This window comes from Flavobacterium sp. CG_9.1, from assembly GCF_015751645.1.
GTDB classification, from domain to species: Bacteria; Bacteroidota; Bacteroidia; order Flavobacteriales; family Flavobacteriaceae; genus Flavobacterium; species Flavobacterium xanthum.
In genome coordinates, this window is sequence record NZ_JADOVC010000045.1 from 1 (window position 1) to 19,392 (window position 19,392).

Genomic DNA, 19,392 nt, shown 5'->3' on the forward strand with positions numbered 1-19,392 from the left:
CGTCTGAAGAGTCCCATTAAATTATTTTATTTTTTGCAAAACAAAAATAAGGGATTCTCAGGCACTTTTAATTTCTGACTTTCGGATAGCAGTGATAAATAATAATCATGTAACGTTATAGCAGTTCCAAGGTCCGCTCTAGTGCCATACCGCGAGAGCCTTTTATTAAAATTGCACTATTGACAAATCCTGCACGAGGCAAATCATTTGAAAATTTTTCAAATGATTCATAGAAATAAAAATTACTCTGTTGTGTTCTATTTTGATAAAAAGCCGAACCAATGAAATAGCATTTAACTTTTTTTTCATTTTCCAATAGCATCACAATCGCTTTATGTTCTTGAGCACTTTCCTGTCCCAACTCAAACATATCGCCTAAAACCATAATTTTATTTAGGTTTTCTAACTGTAAAAAGTTCTCTATTGCAACCGTCATGCTACTTGGGTTTGCATTGTAAGCATCCAGAATGATTTGATTCGTCCCCTTTGACACTAATTGAGATCTATTATTCTCAGGAATGTAACCCTCCAAGGCCTCCTTAATATCGCTGTCAGGAACTCCAAAATATTTTCCTATAGCCAAAGCTGCATTGATGTTATTTGCATTGTACAAACCTATCAAATGAGATTTAATCACTAGATCCGAATAACTAATTTCAACAAAAGGATTGGCTTTTACATCCGTAATATTTACAGCTGCCTCTACTTTATTAATCCCAAACGTATACGTGTTTAAACTTTTTGACTTTTCAACTTGAATGGCGTCTTCCAAATTTATAAAAACAGTCTTGTCTTTACCTGAAAGATAATGATACATTTCACTTTTTCCTTGAATAACTCCTTCCACGCCACCAAATCCCTCTAAATGCGCTTTACCAAAATTAGTAATATACCCATAATCAGGGGTTGCTAATTCGCATAGAAATTCAATTTCTTTTTTGTGATTTGCGCCCATTTCAACAATCCCTATTTCCGTTTCTGAAGTAAACGAAAGCAATGTCAAAGGGACTCCAATGTGATTATTTAGATTTCCTACAGTTGCTTTTGCTTTCATCTTTTTTGAAAGAACAACAAGAATAAGTTCTTTGGTGGTTGTTTTTCCATTGCTTCCCGTAAGCGCAATTATAGGTAGATTTAAATACTCCCGATGAAATTTTGCTAATTCCTGCAGGGCAATCAAACAGTCCTCCACTAAGATAGTTCTCTCATCAATAAAATAAGAATCGTCATCAAATACTACATAAGACGCTCCTTTTTCCAATGCTGACTCGGCAAATGTGTTGGCGTCAAAGCGATCCCCTTTTATAGCAACAAACAAGGAATTGGACTTAATATTACGTGTGTCTATTGAAACTGAGTTGCATTTTAAAAACAAACTATGAATGTACTTAATATCCATTTGAAACGATTTAAAAAAAGAAAAGCCCTAATCAAAGGGCTTTTCTTTTTATTTTATTTATTTATAAATTTAATTTCTTGCTGATCTCTTCTTATCTGCTTTTGGCCCTACTCTAGACATTGCACATCTAAAACCAATGTAATCCGTTGCCATATCTTGTGGAAAATACCTTCTTTGTGCCGGATCTAACCAGTAGGCTCTATCTCTCCAAGATCCCCCTTTGTAAACTCTAGATTCATCATTGATTAAGGTAGTTCTTTTGCTAGATTTATCATATTTTCTAACCATTTTCCCTAAACTGTCCGTTGTAACATTATGTTTAGGAGAGTTGTACATTACTTTATCTGATTTTGCTTTTTCATCATCAGACTCTGAATCGCCAAAATCATAATATCGGGTTGATTGTTTATCCCCATCTCTATAATTAGTATTATCGCTTTTATCAAAGTTCTGTCTCAAGTAAGTCTCTTGTTCGTCAACTGGCACTTGAGCAATCTGACCTGGAAAGTTTCTGGCTATTATTCTACCATTACTCAACGTGTCATACTTCATGTTGTCCTTGGTAACAATTTCCACTTTACCGTCAGCACCAATTTTATTCTTAGTATATTGATTTCCTCTAAAGTAGTTAAAATCGTTTGCTTCGTTATCAATGATAGGTCTATAAACATCCTGTACCCACTCCGCTACATTTCCGGCCATATCATATAATCCAAAATCATTAGCAGGATATTTCTTTACTTCATTAGTGATATCAGCACCATCATCAGACCATCCTGCAATTCCACCATAATCTCCATTTCCTTGCTTAAAGTTGGCTAATTGATCTCCTTGACTTTGTCTTTTTCCTGAACGAGTATACCCACCAGACCAAGGATATTTTTTCTGACCTTTGTAAATGTTATATTCTCTTTGACCTACATCTGCCGCAGCTGCATACTCCCATTCCGCCTCAGTTGGCAAACGATATTCTGGAAGAAGTATTCCCGATGAACGTTGTGCGTAAACATTTTTTGGTTCAGTAACTGTTCCGTCTTTGCCAGCTTTAGGTGTTTTTCTTGCTCCTTTTCCTCCTTTTAAAACGATATCTTCATTACCTCCGTAAGCTGAAGTTGGGGAATTTAAATACGTTTCTGTGTCAAAATTACTCTCCGCTGTCACATCAAGTGTTTTTGCATTCTTTTTAAGATATCCGCTTTTTTCTAGAAGAGCCTCGTTTACACGCTGCGTTCTCCAGTTACTGAATTCAGTCGCTTGAATCCAATTTACTCCCACCACGGGATAATCCGCATAAGAAGGATGTCTAAGATAATTATTAGTCATCGTTTCATTATAACCTAATCTATTTCTCCAAACCAAAGTATCTGGCGAAGCTCCTTCGTATATGTTTTTATATATTTCCTCCGTTGGTGGATACACACTTTTTAACCAATCTAAGTAATCCAAATACATCGAATTTGTCACTTCCGTTTCATCCATATAAAAGGATTGCACGTGCTGCTGTGTTGGTGAATTATTCCAATCGTGCATCACATCATCCTGCACTTTACCCATCGTAAAAGTACCACCTTCAACAAAGACTAATCCAGGTCCTGCTTCTTGTTTTTTCTTACTGGAACCTTTTCTACTATCCATGTTCCAACCCGTAGCTCTCGAAGTGTTCTTTGAATTGGATTTTTTACTGCAACTGGAGAAACCAACAATCAACACGATTGATAGCAACAACTGTAAGCCTATAATTCTGTTTGCTTTCATACTCATTAGTAGGTAATAATTTTAGTGACGCAATATAATAATTAACAATTAACAAGCATCTAACTTTTTTTAATAAATCTGCAAATCTAACTTTAACATTAAATTATCTAATACAACGCAAATTTATAATAATTATTATTTACAATAACATGAAATGATTTATTTTTACTAATTAATAATAACCCACTATTAATCCCGTTAAAAAAACAATGAGAAAAATACTTTTGGCCATTATAGTCTTACTTCCGTTTGTTTCTTTTACTCAAATTAAAGGTGACATTACCATCGAATGGTTAGAAAAAAAAGAAATGTCCTATGGAGATTCTAAAGTTAGTATCCCCCATTTTACAGGCAATAGCTTTCATTACGATGCTTCCAATAAAACATTACTTTTTACCTTTAAAACGAAAGAGCCCGTTTTTTTTGAACAAGGAAAGGTGCAAATAACCAACATAAACTACGAATCAATTTCTTTGGATCAGCTTGGCGACTTAGCCTCTGAAAACATTCCAAAAACAATAAACGCATTGTTAGTGATCTCGAATTCAAGAGACCTTAAAGAGGCATTTGTTAGCATTTCCCCCATCATAAAGGATGATTTTGGATTCAAACGAATCAAATCCTTCTCTTATGAATTAGAGAACAATAATGCTAAAACAGTACAATCCACAAAAAGAGTAAACACAATCTCTAACACTGTTTTAGCAAGTGGAAACTGGTTTCAATTTTATGTAGAAAAATCCGGTGTTTATAAGATATCTAAAAACTTCCTACAGCAACTAGGACTAGATATTACTACAATTAATCCCCGAAAAATCAAAATCTATGGCAATGGCGGTCGAATGTTACCTCTGGCAAACAACATATCTTATCCGAATGATTTAATCGAAAATGCAATTCAGATTAACGGTGAAAGTGATGGCATTTTCAACAACGAAGATTACATCCTTTTTTATGCTGAAGGAGTAGACACTTGGAATCAGGAAAGCAGAACGCACCTTAATTTGTATGATAACAAATCTTATTATTACATTAACGTCCAAGGAGCTGATGGAAAGAGAATTTCTTCAATGGCACAACCTACGGGAAATAGTACGTTAAATTTAACGTCATTTGATGATTATCAATTCCACGAACAAGATCTTGTGAACATTGCACGCTTGGGCCGACAGTGGTTTGGTGAATCATTTGAAGTAAAAAACGAACAGGAATTTGACTTTATTTTTCCAAATATCGACACCTCCGTTCCTGTAAAAATAATGCTAACAGCAGCCTCTGCAGCTTTCACAAACACCTCCTTTAGCGTAACTGCAAACGGCAATGCAGCAGGTACCATTTCCTTTCCTGCACTTAGCAGCAATTCTGGAACCGAATTTATCCTAGGTTTTCTACCCAATAACTCTAATTTTAATGGTGCAGAAAACACAAAAATAAAATTAAAGTACAACAATAACGGCGTACCCGGTTCCAAAGGTTTTCTGGATAATATTAGGCTGATCGCCAAAAGAAAACTTCAAGGCTATGGAAAGCAATTTCATTTTCAGTACGATCAGTCCGGTTCCAATTTAGGCATTGTAAATTATGAACTTTCAAATGCTACAGGAATTAATCAGATTTGGGATGTCACTGATCCTTACACCGTTTCCAAAATCGAAAACACAAATCAGCCTACATTCAGTTTCAAAGCCAATTTAGGCGAACTAAGAAAGTACGTAGCAGTTGATGCCACAGATTTTTACACTCCTTTAAAAGAGAGTAAATCAAAAGTTGCCAATCAAAATCTAAAAGGGACTTTATTTAAAAATAGCCAGGGTCAATTTCAAGATATTGATTACGTTATTATTTCGCCCTCTTCTTTAATTTCACAAGCAGAGAAATTAGCTAATTTCCATCGCAACTATTCTAATTTAAATGTCAAAGTAATTCCTTTAGAATTAATATATCAAGAATTTTCTTCAGGAAAACAGGATATTGCTGCAATAAGAAACTGCATAAAATACATTTATGAAAATGCGTCAACGAGCACTAAAAGAGTAAAATATATTAATCTTTTTGGTGATGCATCTTATGATTTCAAAAATAGGATTGTAAACAATACGAATGTCGTGCCTATTTATCATTCTTTAAACAGCAGTACAACCGGAGAATCCTCTTTTGCCTCAGATGATTTTTTTGGATTAATGGATCCCTCCGAAGGAAATATTGTCTCCTTCTTTGGAGGAATCGACATTGCAGTGGGCAGAATGTTGGTAAATGACGCAAAACAGGCTGATGAAATGGTAAATAAAGTACTTGAATACCATGATGTGAAATCGTACGGGAGCTGGAGAAACAACTTTGTTTTGGTTTCTGATGACTCCGATATACCGTCAGATGCCAGTTTACAAAATAGACAAAATGGACTCGCAAATACGATATCTTCAGAGAAGCCATTTTTGAATGTAAATAAGATTTTACTAGATTCCTATGTGCAAGAAGCTTCTGCTGGTGGTTCCAGATACCCAAAAGCAAGAACTGATTTTTTTAATGCTTTCGAAAAAGGAGCTTTAGTGTTCAATTATTTAGGCCACGGTGGTGAAGACGGTTTGTCAGCAGAACGTATTTGGGAAAAATCAGACGGTCAGAACTTAAGCAATCAATACAAATATCCCTTGTTCATAACGATTACCTGTGAATTTTCTCGTTTTGACAATCCGTTTAGACCAACGGCTGGAGAATATACTTACTGGAACCCAAAAGGAGGAGCAATTGCCATGATTACTACGATACGTTCTATTGGTCAATTTAGTGCTGAAAACTTTAATGATGGGCTTACAAAAAACTTATTGTCGTATGGATCAAATCAGTACCAATCAATAGCAGAAGCATTGCGAATCTCTAAAAACAGCAACCCAAATTCAGCTACCAATGTTATTTTTTATATTGGTGATCCAGCAATAATGCTTGCTATACCAAAACCAAAAATTATACTAACAAAAGTAAATGATATTCCAGTCAGCCAAACCATCGACGACTTCAAGTCATTATCAAAAATAAAACTAACAGGAGAAGTTACCGATGAAAACAACAATCCGTTGACCAACTATAGTGGTGAAGTTTCTACCACTATTTTCGACAAGGCAGTCAGCAGAACAACCAATAACAATGACGGAAATAGTCCTCCAATTAACTTTAACGTCTTAGGAGAAACAATATTTAGAGGAAATGCAACAGTAACTAACGGCCAATTTGAATTTAATTTTGTCGTACCTCGAGACATCAGAGTCCCACTAGCCAATGGAAGGATTAGCTTTTATTCCAAAAAAAACCAGCTTTTACAAAACGAAACTGGATATGATTCCACTATAAAAATAGGGGGAATAAACGAAAATGCTATTGCAGACAATATTAGCCCAAGAGTGAAGTTATATATGAATGATGAAACATTTGTTTCTGGAGGCACAACAAACGAATCTCCTTTTCTTGTTGCGAATCTTGAAGACGAAAATGGGATAAATACAGCAAGTGGAATAGGACATGACATTGTTGCCGTATTAGATGGAGATGTCAGCAATGCTTTTGTTTTAAACGATTATTATCAAACTACACTAGACGATTTTACTAGTGGAACACTTCGGTTTCCATTACGGAATTTAGCTCCAGGATTACACACCATTACATTCAAAGCCTGGGACGTATACAACAACCCAATCACCGCTGAGATTCAATTTATTGTAGTAGGTGATGAAACGATAACATTAACGCATGTATTAAATTACCCCAATCCATTTGTCAGCTACACCGAGTTTTGGTTTACACACAATAGACCATATGAACCATTAGAAGTTCAAGTCCAAGTAATGACAATAACAGGGAAAATAGTTTGGACAAAAAATCAAATTATTACAACAGAAGGTTTTTTATCAAAAGAAGTAAGTTGGGATGGTAAAGATGATTTTGGCGACCGATTAGGGAAAGGGGTTTACGTATACAAGCTAACCGTAAAATCAACCCTGACCAATATGAAAAGTGAAAAATTTGAAAAACTTGTAATACTTTAATAATATACTATATTTGTTAAATAAACAGTACCACTAGAATGAAAAAAATAATATTCCTTTTAATTTGTCTCTTACTTATTTCCTTTGCAAAAGCACAGGAGCGCGTTATAGTGCCCGGCGTTCAGTTTTTACTTGTAGCTGCTGATGCAAGAGCAGCGGGTATGGGTGATATGGGAGTCGCAACATCTGCCGATGCATTTTCACAGCAATGGAACCCCGCTAAATATGCGTTTTCAACAGATGCACAAGGATTTTCGCTCAGTTATACACCGTATCTTACTGATCTGGTAAATGATATTTCATTGGGACAATTAACCTATTATCAAAAATTGAATGATCGAAGCGCATTTGCTGGAAGCATTCGCTATTTTGGTTTTGGAGACATTGAACTAAGACAAACCGGAGAACAAAACGAAGATTTCCCCATAGTCTCTCCAAACGAATTTGCAATTGATGGATCCTATTCCTTAAAATTAAGTGAAAAGTTCTCCATGGCTATTGCTGGACGATTCATTAATTCGAATTTAAAAGTAGCTTCAGACAATAATGATGCCTCCTCCGCTAGTTCTTTTGCAGTTGATGTTGCTGGTTTCTATCAGTCCGAAGAAATAGCCTATAATGAATTCAACGGGAGATGGAGAGCTGGATTTAACATTCAAAATTTAGGTCCAAAAATTAGTTATGATAATGATGAATTCAACAACAATTTCTTGCCTGCTAATTTAAAAATCGGAACTGGTTTTGATTTTATATTAGACGAGTATAATAAAGTTGCAGTAAATGTTGAACTAAATAAGTTACTTGTTCCAACACCTCAGGATCCTGATTTAAATGGAGACGGCACGGTAACACCTGAAGAAAGAAATCAAAACAATGATAATTACCGATCTATAGGATGGACCTCAGGCGTATTTAAATCTTTTGGAGATGCTCCTGATGGGCTAAGTGAGGAAATCAAAGAATTCACTTATTCACTTGGCGCAGAATATTTGTACCAAGATTCCTTTGCGATGCGTTTGGGTTACTTTCACGAAAGTCCGTTAAAAGGTGCTAGACAATTTTTCTCCCTTGGAGCTGGTTTCAAATACAACGTTGTTAAGGTAGATGTCTCTTACTTATTTTCAGCATCAAAAGTTAAAAACCCCCTAGAGAACACTCTTCGTTTTTCACTGACCTTCAATTTTGGAGATAAATACGACGAATATTAAACTAATATAAAATAATAATTAACAATCCAAATTTCAACTCAAAACATCGAGATGAAATTTGGATTTTTTTTCCTTAAAAAAGCATGAAAGAAATAACAATTACCACACAATTCAAAGTGTTCGAATCCATTCAGGAATTACCAAATGACATTCAGGATTTAATGACACAAGCTGTTGAAGTACGAAAAAATGCTTACGCTCCTTATTCCAAATTTAGAGTTGGAGTAGCCATTTTTTTAGATAATGACAAAATTGTACTTGGTTCAAATCAAGAAAACGCAGCCTATCCGTCCGGGCTTTGTGCAGAACGCGTCGCTATATTTTACGCAGGAGCAAAATATCCTGAAGCTAAAGTTTTAAAAATGGCCATTACCGCTGCGTCGGACACAAACGAAACTACAACACCAATTCCACCTTGCGGATCCTGTAGACAATCAATAGCAGAATACGAAATCAAGCAGGATACACCAATAGAAATCTATTTCATGGGAGAAATTGGCGCCATTTACAAATCGGATTCCCTAAAAAACTTGCTTCCATTTATGTTCGATAAAAAATTCTTGTAAAAATTCCAAAAATTGCCTATTAAATTTTAGTTCTTACTTGGAATGTCTTATTTTTGCATTTCGCAAATTTGTGGGAGGAAACTATTTTGCGTTATAGTACAAATTGATAATACAATAACACTTTAGCAAAAGAAAAATTCAGATGAAAGAAGTTACAAAAGAAGTATATTTAAAGTGGTATGAAGATATGCTGCTTTGGAGAAAGTTTGAGGACAAACTTGCAGCATTATACATCCAACAAAAAGTTAGAGGTTTTCTACATTTATACAATGGTCAAGAAGCAGTATTAGCTGGTGCATTGCACGCTATGGACTTAACTAAAGACAAAATGATTACTGCTTACAGAAATCACGTTCAACCAATAGGTATGGGAGTTGATCCTAGGCGCGTAATGGCGGAACTTTTAGGAAAAGTTACCGGAACTTCAAAAGGGATGGGTGGCTCCATGCACATTTTTTCAAAAGAACACCGTTTTTATGGTGGTCATGGAATTGTAGGAGGACAAATTCCTGTAGGTGCTGGACTAGCTTTTGCAGATAAATATTTTGAGACTGGTGGTGTAACCATGACCTATTTTGGTGATGGGGCAGCACGTCAAGGCTCTCTACATGAAGCATTCAATATGGCTATGTTATGGAAACTTCCTGTGGTGTTTATCGTTGAAAATAATGGATATGCAATGGGAACATCTGTTGAAAGAACAGCCAATCATACTGATATCTGGAAATTAGGTTTAGGGTATGAAATGCCTTGCGGACCAGTGGACGGAATGAACCCTGTAAAAGTTGCTGAAGCAATGACGGAAGCAATTGACAGAGCGCGTCGTGGCGACGGTCCTACTTTTCTAGAAATGAAAACCTACCGTTACAGAGGCCACTCTATGTCGGATGCTCAATTATATCGTTCGAAAGAAGAAGTTGAAGAATACAAAAAAATTGATCCAATTACTCAAGTTTTAGATGTAATTAAAGATCAAAAGTATGCTACAGAAGAAGAAATCCAAGTAATTGATCAAAGAGTAAAAGCTTTAGTAGAAGAATGTGTGACATTTGCCGAAGAATCTGAATACCCTCCAATACAACAACTCTACGACGTAGTATACGAACAAGAAAACTATCCATTTTTACCTCATAAATTATAAATCAATTATGGCAACAATAATTACAATGCCTCGTTTGAGCGATACGATGACGGAAGGAACGGTAGCGACTTGGCTAAAAAAAGTAGGTGATAAAATCAACGAAGGGGATATCCTTGCTGAAATTGAAACTGATAAAGCAACGATGGAATTTGAGTCTTTCAACGAAGGTACTCTTTTACATATAGGCATACCTGCAGGTGAAACTGCACCAGTGGATTCTTTATTAGCAATTATAGGAAAAGAAGGAGAGGATATTTCCGCATTACTAGCAGAAAAACCAGCTGATGCAACTCCAGCTAAAGAAGAAACAAAAACTGAAGAAGAAACAAAAGCTACTGAAGCAACAACACCTGAACCTGAAGCTACTAAAACGACAGCGACTTCATCTGCTTCGTTACCAAAAGGAGTTGTGGTTATCACAATGCCTCGTTTAAGCGATACCATGACAGAAGGAACTGTAGCAACTTGGTTAAAAAAAGTAGGAGATGCTGTTGCTGAAGGAGATATTCTTGCTGAAATCGAAACTGATAAAGCAACAATGGAATTCGAATCCTTCAACGAAGGAACTTTATTGTACATAGGAATCGAAGAAGGAAACAGTGCACCTGTTGATAGTCTTTTAGCCATAATAGGCCCAGCTGGAACCGATATTAGCGGAATAGCTGATAATTATAAAACTGGTGGAGCTCCAAAAGAGGCTCCTGCTGTAGCAGAAGAAAAAGAAGTAGCTGCAACAGAAAAAGAAACAGAACCAATTGTTCAAGAAGCATCCACAGACGGACAGCGTATTTTAGCGTCACCATTGGCAAAGAAAATTGCAAGTGACAAAGGAATTCAATTAACACAAGTGAAAGGTTCAGGTGAAAACGGCCGTATTGTAAAAAGCGATATCGAAAACTTTACACCAGCTGCTGTAGCACCGCAAAATGCTGCAACTCCTGTTGCAAAAGTAGAAACTGCCGCTGCGCCTGTTGCTCCAAAAGTTTTTGTTCCAGCCGGAGAAGTTTTTACAGAGGAAATTAAGAACTCGCAAATGCGAAAAATCATTGCGAAACGTTTGGCTGAATCATTATTCACCGCACCACATTACAACTTAGTTATCGAAGTGGCGATGGATGACGCAATGGCTTCAAGAGCAGTAATTAATTCCGTTCCAGATACTAAAGTGTCCTTTAACGATATGATTATTAAAGCTTGTGCGATGGCTTTGAAGAAACATCCCAAAATCAATTCTCAGTGGAAAGAAGATGCTATTACAATTAATCACCATGTAAATATTGGCGTAGCTGTAGCTGTTGAAGATGGATTAGTGGTCCCTGTATTGAAATTTACAGATGCTATGAGTTTATCTCAAATAGGCGGAAGCGTAAGAGATCTTGCTGGAAGAGCTAAGAACAAAAAACTATTGCCTACAGAAATGGAAGGAAGTACGTTTACGGTTTCTAACTTAGGAATGTTTGGTGTCGTCGAATTCAACTCGATTATCAACCAACCTAATTCTGCCATCCTATCCGTAGGAGCAATTGTAGAGAAACCAATAGTTAAAAATGGCCAAATCGTAGTAGGAAACACCATGATGCTATCTCTTGCTTGCGACCACCGCACAATCGACGGAGCAACTGGAGCACAATTCTTACAAACATTAAAACAATACATTGAAAACCCAGTGACCATGCTTGCATAACCACTGCTTCTTTATAAATTCAAACCCATCTCGTTCTTCAGAACAAGATGGGTTTTTTGTTTTTGGGCATCACCTCACTTCTACTAGCGTTGCAGTGAAGTCGGGCTATTCGCTGTATCTTTTATTCCTCTCGTTAAAAAAACAAGAGAAATAAAAGGATGCCGCTACTATCCCTGATGCGAAAGCGACCAAATAACCCCTAAGTAAAGTCAATTATAATTGCAGAAATACCCGATTACGAAATATACTATATTTTCACAAGACAACACCATCTAGTCTTTTGCACTGAAAGCGTCCCAAGATATGTGAACTAGTCCGTTGAAAAACTTGCAGCATAACAAAGAGTAGGTAGGAAATGATGACTAAAAAAAATCGACATACAAACTAAAACAAATTGTCATTAATTTTTAAGCTTCTTTTCAATCCGCCTGGTTTTTTAAGTAGTTTTGCAATCGCAACTACGCAATAGTTAATTTACTATCTCTTGTAGAAAAATGAATTTTCATATTATAATTAAATAGTCAGGTCTATTTAATGTTATCAAAATACTATTACTTAAGCGCTGGTTTAAAATCATTATTAGCAAATAAACTATTAATTTTACGAAGTATTTAATTTATTACAAAATGATTGATAAACACTATATCGAACCAAATGAAGGCTTTTCTCAAGCGGTTATTGTACAAACTGGAAGTTTTAAAACCATTTATATTTCAGGACAAATTGGAATTGGTGCTAATTTAGAATTACAAACAATTTCAACATTTGAGAATTTAGAAAAACAACTACTAAATTGCAACGCTACTTTCAAGGATGTGGTAAAAATGAATACCTATATTGTAAATTTTAATCCAGAGTTTGATTTACCTATTTTTAGAAAAATTAGAAATAAATTTCTAGGAAATGCTGACTTTCCAGCAAGCACCTTGGTAAGTGTTGCCATTTTAGGAAATAAAAATTGGCTCATCGAAATTGAAGCGATTGCTATTGTTGAATAAAGTGATGCGTTGCATGTAGTTTTCTAATTTGAATAACTTTTCATACTTCAAAAGTTTATAACTACTACCTTTTATTCTTCTCTTCAATCCATTTCGACATGTACATCGTGCTTTTTAAAGTATGATGTTGTAGTAATGCACCCAGAAAATTATTCAAACGATGTTGTGGCAGATTCTCTTGTAATGTTAGTATTTGCTCTTTAAACTCGCTTTCAAACAACGTTCGCATGTACCGTTGCTTGATTATTTCAAATCCGTTTTGTTGGGCTTCAAGCCAAATTTTTTCATCTTGATATAAGAACACAGCCTTATTGGCAAAAATTATACAATTGTCCTCAACAAAACCATTCCAAGACAAATCGCCTTGCATCGATTCGGCACCAATGGTAGTGGTAACGCTTGGCGTACCAAATTGCATGGCTTCAAGTAATTTTCCTTTTATTCCTGCTCCAAAACGCAAAGGCGTTAAAACAACCCGGGCATGTTTGACTACTTCCTGCGCATTATCCGCACGACCAAGAATTAAGAATCCCTCTTTTGCATTATGTAATTGCAAGACTTTCTGTGAAGGATAAGCACCATATATACAACAAACAGCATCAGGCACTTGTTTTTTAATCAATGGCCAAATCGTTTCTTTGAGATATTGCACCGCGTTCCAATTGGGTTCATGTAGAAAATTACCAATAAAAACAAAATCTTTTCTTCTCTCAAATGAAAGTGTTGTATTTAAATTTAGAACAGCTTGCGGTTCTAATAAAAGCGGCAAATAATACAATAACGAGGCATCAATTTTGAAAGTGTTGGTTAGCAATTCAATTTCAAACTCGGAAATTATCAAAGATAAATCACAACGCAAAATACTGGCTATTTCTCGTTTGGCTACTTCTTCAACAAGGAGATCTGTTGTTTTGAATTCACGATTTTCCTTGAATGCTTTTTGTCTGGCGAGACGCAAAGAATGTAAATCTTCGGTATCTAAAATTCGAAGTGCGTTTGGACATTTTTCAGCCACGCGCCAACCAAACTGCTCTTCCATCATAAAACGATCAAAGAGAACTACAGTTGGATTAAGTTCTTGCACAAATGTGTCAAAACTCTCTGAATTTAGCACAATTGCCTTTTTGTCAACTTGAAACAGCTGCAAATCAATCATAAAGTCACTGTCTTGAGCAGGAGAAGCAAAGGTAATTGTGAATCCTTGTTCTTGGAACAGCGAAATCAATTGCATCATTCTTCCGCCTGCGGCAGAGGAGTTGGGTTCAGGCCAAACAAAACCGATAATTAAGAGTGATTGCACTTTTTGTGTGTTGTAAATTAATGCTGCAAAATACTACTTTAAAGTCGGATTGTAACTTTCCAGGATTGTAAATTCTATTGAAAATGGCTAACTATACTTTGCACCAGACTGCGTGAGGGACAGTAGTGGAAAGCCCGGAATTGTGGTGCAGCGCAGCGAAATCACAATTCCGGGCTTGCAGCGGATAGCCCGACAGCAAAAAAATGGCTAGGCGGAATGTAGCTTTGGCCATTTTTTTTGGTGGCACGCCCCACTTATTTTGACAGCAAAGTCACAAAGCATTTTGGTTATCGCGGTATAAATCAGGAAGAAAACACTAATTTTGTACCCACATAAATTCGATTAAAATGTTAGGATTAAAATTAGCAACCGACCCAAGATGGGTTAATATAGTAGAGTCAAATATTGAAGAAATTTTGACAGACCACGCCTGGTGTGAGCAAAAAGCAGCTTCGAATGCCATCAGCTTGATCACACAAAATTCTGAAAAAGAAGAATTAGTGACCGAATTGATGATTATTGCGCGAGAAGAATTAGAACATTTGCAAATGGTACACGACTTAATCAAAAGTAAAGGCTTATCACTGGGAAGGGAACGCAAGGATCATTACGTGAATGAATTATTCAAGTTCATGAAAAAAGACGGGAGTCGCAATGATGCTTTGTGCGAACGATTGTTGTTTTCGGCGATGATTGAAGCCAGAAGTTGTGAGCGTTTCAAAGTACTTTCTGAAAACATTGCAGATGCGGCATTAGCTAAATTTTATCGTGATTTAATGATTAGCGAAGCAGGACACTATACCACATTTTTAGGTTATGCAAGGAAATATGCAGACAACGTCAATGTGGACAAACGCTGGAAGGAGTGGATTGATTTTGAAACATCCATCATCAGTAATTATGGCAAGCAAGAAACGATTCATGGCTAATATTTGAATAACAAAATTTCCTTTTAATAAATAAATTGTACAAAAAAAGGATACTTTATAGTATCCTCTTCTTGTATTTTAAAACTAATTCATTTATTTTCTTATCATAAATTCAGAACGTCTATTTAGTGCAAATTCTAGTTCCGTACAGTTATTTTGGCAATCAATTTTAGGTATGGATTCCCCAAATCCTTTCCCAGAAATTCTTTCTGAACTGATTCCTTTTGATATAATATACGCAACAGTTGATTGTGCTCTTCTTTCAGATAAATCTAAATTATAAGAGTCAGAGCCTCTAGAATCCGTGTGAGACCTAACATCGATTTGTAAATTACTGTTTTGTGCCAGTACATAAACCAATTTATCAAGCTCTACTGCACCACGCTCCGTTATATCACTCTTATTAGAATAAAAGTAAATGGGATTCAAAAGGATTTCTGTTTCTGTTACAACAACATCAATTGGCTCTAGTGCAACTTCCATTGTAATTAGCCCTTGTTTACTGCTGGCTGGAAAAGATTTTGTAACATAACCATTTTTGAAAACTTGTATTGTGTATGACTTTAGGCAGGATAAATCATAAAGCACTTCACCATCATTACTAGACAGCTGAGTATCTAAAATAGTCGTGGCGTTATCCAAAATTACCACTCTAGAATTAGCCAAAAGTGCTCCTGTTTTTGCATTTTTAACCACAATAAAAATCTGAGCTTTACAAATTGGAATCGCACTATAAATATGATCTTTACCAAAACGGTTACTAGACACATATCCTATATTTTTATCTTTGTTAAAACTAAAAGCAAAATCATCTTTCTCCGTATTTATAGGTTTACCCATATTATGTGGTTCTCCATCAGTATTTAAATCCACTGAAAAAACGTCTAAACTTCCAAAACCAGTCAAACCATTTGATGAAAAATACAAAATGGAATCATCCCCCATAAACGGAAAATTCTCATCCCCAACGGTATTGATCTTTGTTCCTAAATTTTCTGGAATACCAAAAGATCCATCGCTATTCACCTTTACTTTCCAAATATCAGTTCCTCCAACGGAACCAGGCATATTAGAGGCAAAATAAAGTATTTTCCCATCTTTATCTAAAGACGGATTGCCCGCAGAATAACTTTTACTATTAAATGGCAACGCAGTTATGTTGCTCCATTTTCCATTTTCTTTAGTCGCTTTATACAGATTTACTTGACCAAATTTGATTTTGCGTGTTTTATCCTTGTCAAATAATTTATCTTTAAAACTCTCGCTGGAAAAATAAACAACAGAGCCCTCCTTATTCATTGTAACAGGTCCTTCATGAAACCTACTATTTAATTCATTAACAGCAATAGGTTCAGAGTACTTCCCATCAGCAGTGTAAGTAGACTGAAAGATATCTAAATAGGGTTCGTTATTCCAACCATACGTTTTGTTGCTTTCATTTCTTGCACTCGCAAAATAAAGAACATCTCCATAAAGAATAGCACCAAAATCAGAGCGTTCTGAATTTACGGGAATTGCGTTTACCTCAAAACGATTTTCTAAAGCATTTAATTTTGTCAAATAATTAGGATCTTTAATGAAAACAATGGCTCGTTGATCATTGGGCATGCGATCAGCGAATAATGCCATTTGAATATTTGATTCTGCATATTTGCCATTGGACTTTAGCATTTGTGCATATCTAAAATAGGTTTCTGCATCTTGCTGAGATTGCGTTGCTTTAGCGTACCATTTTTCCGATTCTATTGTATTAAACATATAGTAATAGCAGTCTCCGAGTTGTTTACTTACATACGGATCCGTATTTCCTTTAGCAACCAAATTTAAATATTCTTGAACGGCTTTAACATAATCATAGCTTTCAACCAATATATCAGCACTTTTAGTCTCTTTATTTTGTGCTGTAAGCGAAAGACTTGTAAGCACAAAAAATAATAAAATTGTATTTTTTTTCATTACGTCGAGTAATTAAATATTAGAAAAATCTTGGGGAGCGGGACACTTTTTTAGATTCAAATAGATCATATAGTAATATGAACTCATGTGAAGAAGGAGTGGTTACTCTTAAATCAGAAACAATGTGATCATAAGCATACCCTATTCTTAACTCAGGTGTAACGGCAAAGTTAATCATTCCACCAAAACTATCTTGCAACCTGTAAGTTGCTCCAATTTCGAATTTTTCCTGATATAAAAAATTAGCAGATAGATCTAAAGATGGAGTTACATTAAAAGCTGATTTCAACATGAATGAAGGCTTGAATTTTAATTCGTAATTAACGTCAAAAACATAACCAGCGGTTAAAAAATAATGCGACACATCCGAGCCATATTGACGCCCATTATAATCTAAGTGTGCGGCTTTTATCATATTGGGAAGAGAGAGTGCAACATAGTATTTATCGGTATAATAAAACAAACCGGTACCTAAATTCAACGATGTATCGTTAATATCCTCCCCAAAAATACCCTCTGAAGGATCTGGCAAACTAGATTGAATATCTCTTAGACCTACTTTATGGAATGAAACACCCGCTTTTACACCAAATGCTAATCGTTGCGTATCCCCTAATTTCAAAGTGTATGAGAAATCTCCAAACACATTTTGCTCTGTTACGGGACCAATTTTATCTGACACAAAAGAGATACCCACTCCAACATTCTTACCTGCCGGTGCATGACCTGAGAAAGAAAAAGAAGCAGGCGAATCTTCAATATTCACCCACTGTTTTCTATATAAAAGACCCAAAGAAAGACTTTCTTTAGAGCCAGCATAGGCGGGATTGATAACATTCATATTATACATGTACTGTGTATAATGTGGATCTTGTTGCGCTTTTACATCTAAACATGCGAAGAGAGCTAAAAGAGACATCAATATTATTTTGTTCATATCTATATATTTTTCGTTTTAGAAGTCAGTTAAAAATAGCTGTGACTAATAAATTATTATTTATTCTTTTTCTCTGATTAGATAAATCCATCCTGTTTTTGGCTCACCGCTATTGAATTCAATTACGTAATAATAAGTAGCACTTGGAAGATCTTCTCCTTTATTTGACTGGCCATTCCATTGATCGGTATAATTCATCTGACTGTAAACTTTGATACCATATCTATTAAATATTTCCAATTTTTTGACATCCATCAAACTCAAATCGAAGAAATCATTTGAACCATTTCCATCAGGAGAAATTCCTTTTTGGATGTTGCAATAAATTGATTCTATTGTTACATTAGAGGTTGTCTCACATCCGGTACTCATAGAAGTAATCGTAAGCGAATATGCCGCCGGAAATACTACTGGCGCTCCCGGAGTTGAAGAAATTACATCGGTAAGATTTAGTACATTAGAATTAGTTCCAACAAGATTCCCTTCTTTATCCTTCCATTGATACGAAACCTCATTTGGATTATAAGAGCCCGCTAATGGATTTGCAGTCAATATAAACTCTTTGTTTTCACAATCTCCTCTGGTTTCAAATTGAATTGGTGAAGGAATAGCGTTTATCGTAATTTCAGACCCTAAAGCTACACATGCAATACTATTTACAAAGCGCACACTAATTATGTATTTTCCAGGAGTCAAATCATTAAAGACAGGGCTGCTTTGATATCCGTTACCTACACTATATTGGACATCTACTTGTGTGTTAATTGCAATACTTCCAGCTGGCATCAAACAGGTAGGTTGTACGACTTGCATTAGAGTTGGAATTACTGGTAATAAAGGAAGTGGACTAATAGTTATACTTGTAAGACTTTGAACGGAACAAGTAGTGTCAGCATTATTTCTCACGTAAACTATATAATTGTTTGGAGCTAATCCTGCAAAAACATTGGAAGTTTGATACGATGTACCATTCAAACTGTAGGATACTCCTGCTTGCGGCGTCACTGTAATTGTTCCCGCTGGTGTGGAACAAGTTGGCTGAACCACAGTTGAGGCAACAGGAATAACCGGAGCAATTGGAATTGCATTTATAGTAGTCGCAGATAAAGATGACTGCACACAAGTGTTATCTGTTGCACTTCTTACATATAACGTATAAGTATTTGGAAGTAATCCTGAAAATGAATTGGAAGATTGATATACCGTGCCATTTAAGCTATATTCTACTCCTACTTGCGTTGTGATTGTGATACTTCCTGAAGGAGTTCCACAAGTAGGTTGTACTACACTTGATGTGGTAGGGACTTGAATTACTTGTATCGCATTTATCGTTATAGCAGACGATGACGAAGTTACACAAGTGTTATCCGCTGTATTTCGAACGTATAAAGTATATGTATTTGGTGCCAATGCTGTAAATACATTCGAGCTCTGGTACGTTATTCCATCCAAACTGTAGGCTACTCCTGCTTGTGTTGT

Annotated in this window: 13 protein-coding genes; 7 read left to right on the forward strand and 6 right to left on the reverse strand. The window is 35.8% G+C overall.

Annotated features, from left to right (window positions below; all coding sequences use genetic code 11):
* Positions 1–115 precede the first annotated feature (115 nt).
* On the reverse strand, positions 116–1,399 hold the full coding sequence (gene murF, locus IWX83_RS16220) for a UDP-N-acetylmuramoyl-tripeptide--D-alanyl-D-alanine ligase (protein ID WP_196831217.1): 1,284 nt from the start codon (positions 1,397–1,399) through the stop codon (positions 116–118).
* A gap of 69 nt (positions 1,400–1,468) precedes the next feature.
* The gene (gene gldJ, locus IWX83_RS16225) at positions 1,469–3,154 is read right to left on the reverse strand and encodes a gliding motility lipoprotein GldJ (protein ID WP_196831228.1); all 1,686 of its coding nucleotides are present in this window, start codon (positions 3,152–3,154) and stop codon (positions 1,469–1,471) included.
* Between the two features lie 209 nt (positions 3,155–3,363).
* Here gldJ and porU point away from each other — a divergent pair, with 209 nt between their 5' ends.
* The 6 genes from porU to IWX83_RS16255 all read left to right on the forward strand — a co-directional run bounded on the left by porU (position 3,364) and on the right by IWX83_RS16255 (position 12,791).
* Entirely contained in the window at positions 3,364–7,194 is a 3,831-nt protein-coding gene (gene porU, locus IWX83_RS16230) for a type IX secretion system sortase PorU (RefSeq protein ID WP_196831218.1), read from the forward strand.
* 38 nt (positions 7,195–7,232) lie between these two features.
* Positions 7,233–8,402, forward strand: coding sequence for a type IX secretion system outer membrane channel protein PorV (gene porV / locus IWX83_RS16235; RefSeq protein WP_196831219.1), 1,170 nt, complete (start codon positions 7,233–7,235; stop codon positions 8,400–8,402).
* A gap of 83 nt (positions 8,403–8,485) precedes the next feature.
* The gene (cdd, locus tag IWX83_RS16240) at positions 8,486–8,968 is read left to right on the forward strand and encodes a cytidine deaminase (protein ID WP_196831220.1); all 483 of its coding nucleotides are present in this window, start codon (positions 8,486–8,488) and stop codon (positions 8,966–8,968) included.
* 142 nt (positions 8,969–9,110) lie between these two features.
* Positions 9,111–10,109 carry a pyruvate dehydrogenase (acetyl-transferring) E1 component subunit alpha gene (gene pdhA / locus IWX83_RS16245; protein ID WP_196831221.1) on the forward strand — a complete coding sequence of 333 codons (999 nt, stop codon included), beginning with the start codon at positions 9,111–9,113 and terminating at the stop codon, positions 10,107–10,109.
* A gap of 7 nt (positions 10,110–10,116) precedes the next feature.
* Positions 10,117–11,793, forward strand: a complete 1,677-nt coding sequence (locus IWX83_RS16250; protein WP_196831222.1) for a pyruvate dehydrogenase complex dihydrolipoamide acetyltransferase — start codon at positions 10,117–10,119, stop codon at positions 11,791–11,793.
* 626 nt (positions 11,794–12,419) lie between these two features.
* On the forward strand, positions 12,420–12,791 hold the full coding sequence (locus IWX83_RS16255) for a RidA family protein (protein WP_196831223.1): 372 nt from the start codon (positions 12,420–12,422) through the stop codon (positions 12,789–12,791).
* A gap of 64 nt (positions 12,792–12,855) precedes the next feature.
* Here the strand turns inward: IWX83_RS16255 and IWX83_RS16260 are convergent, their stop codons facing one another.
* Positions 12,856–14,091: a glycosyltransferase gene (locus tag IWX83_RS16260; RefSeq protein WP_370568443.1), complete on the reverse strand. Its 1,236-nt coding sequence runs from the start codon at positions 14,089–14,091 to the stop codon at positions 12,856–12,858.
* 347 nt (positions 14,092–14,438) lie between these two features.
* Here IWX83_RS16260 and IWX83_RS16265 point away from each other — a divergent pair, with 347 nt between their 5' ends.
* Positions 14,439–15,020, forward strand: a complete 582-nt coding sequence (locus IWX83_RS16265; RefSeq protein ID WP_196831224.1) for a tRNA-(ms[2]io[6]A)-hydroxylase — start codon at positions 14,439–14,441, stop codon at positions 15,018–15,020.
* A 93-nt stretch (positions 15,021–15,113) separates the two neighbouring features.
* Here the strand turns inward: IWX83_RS16265 and IWX83_RS16270 are convergent, their stop codons facing one another.
* The 3 genes from IWX83_RS16270 to IWX83_RS16280 all read right to left on the reverse strand — a co-directional run.
* Positions 15,114–16,976 carry an OmpA family protein gene (locus IWX83_RS16270; RefSeq protein WP_196831225.1) on the reverse strand — a complete coding sequence of 621 codons (1,863 nt, stop codon included), beginning with the start codon at positions 16,974–16,976 and terminating at the stop codon, positions 15,114–15,116.
* Between the two features lie 19 nt (positions 16,977–16,995).
* Positions 16,996–17,913 (reverse strand): type IX secretion system membrane protein PorP/SprF, encoded by a 918-nt coding sequence (locus IWX83_RS16275; protein WP_196831226.1) that lies wholly within the window; start codon positions 17,911–17,913, stop codon positions 16,996–16,998.
* 60 nt (positions 17,914–17,973) lie between these two features.
* The coding region (locus tag IWX83_RS16280) for a gliding motility-associated C-terminal domain-containing protein (protein ID WP_196831227.1) at positions 17,974–19,392 on the reverse strand (1,419 nt) is incomplete at its 5' end.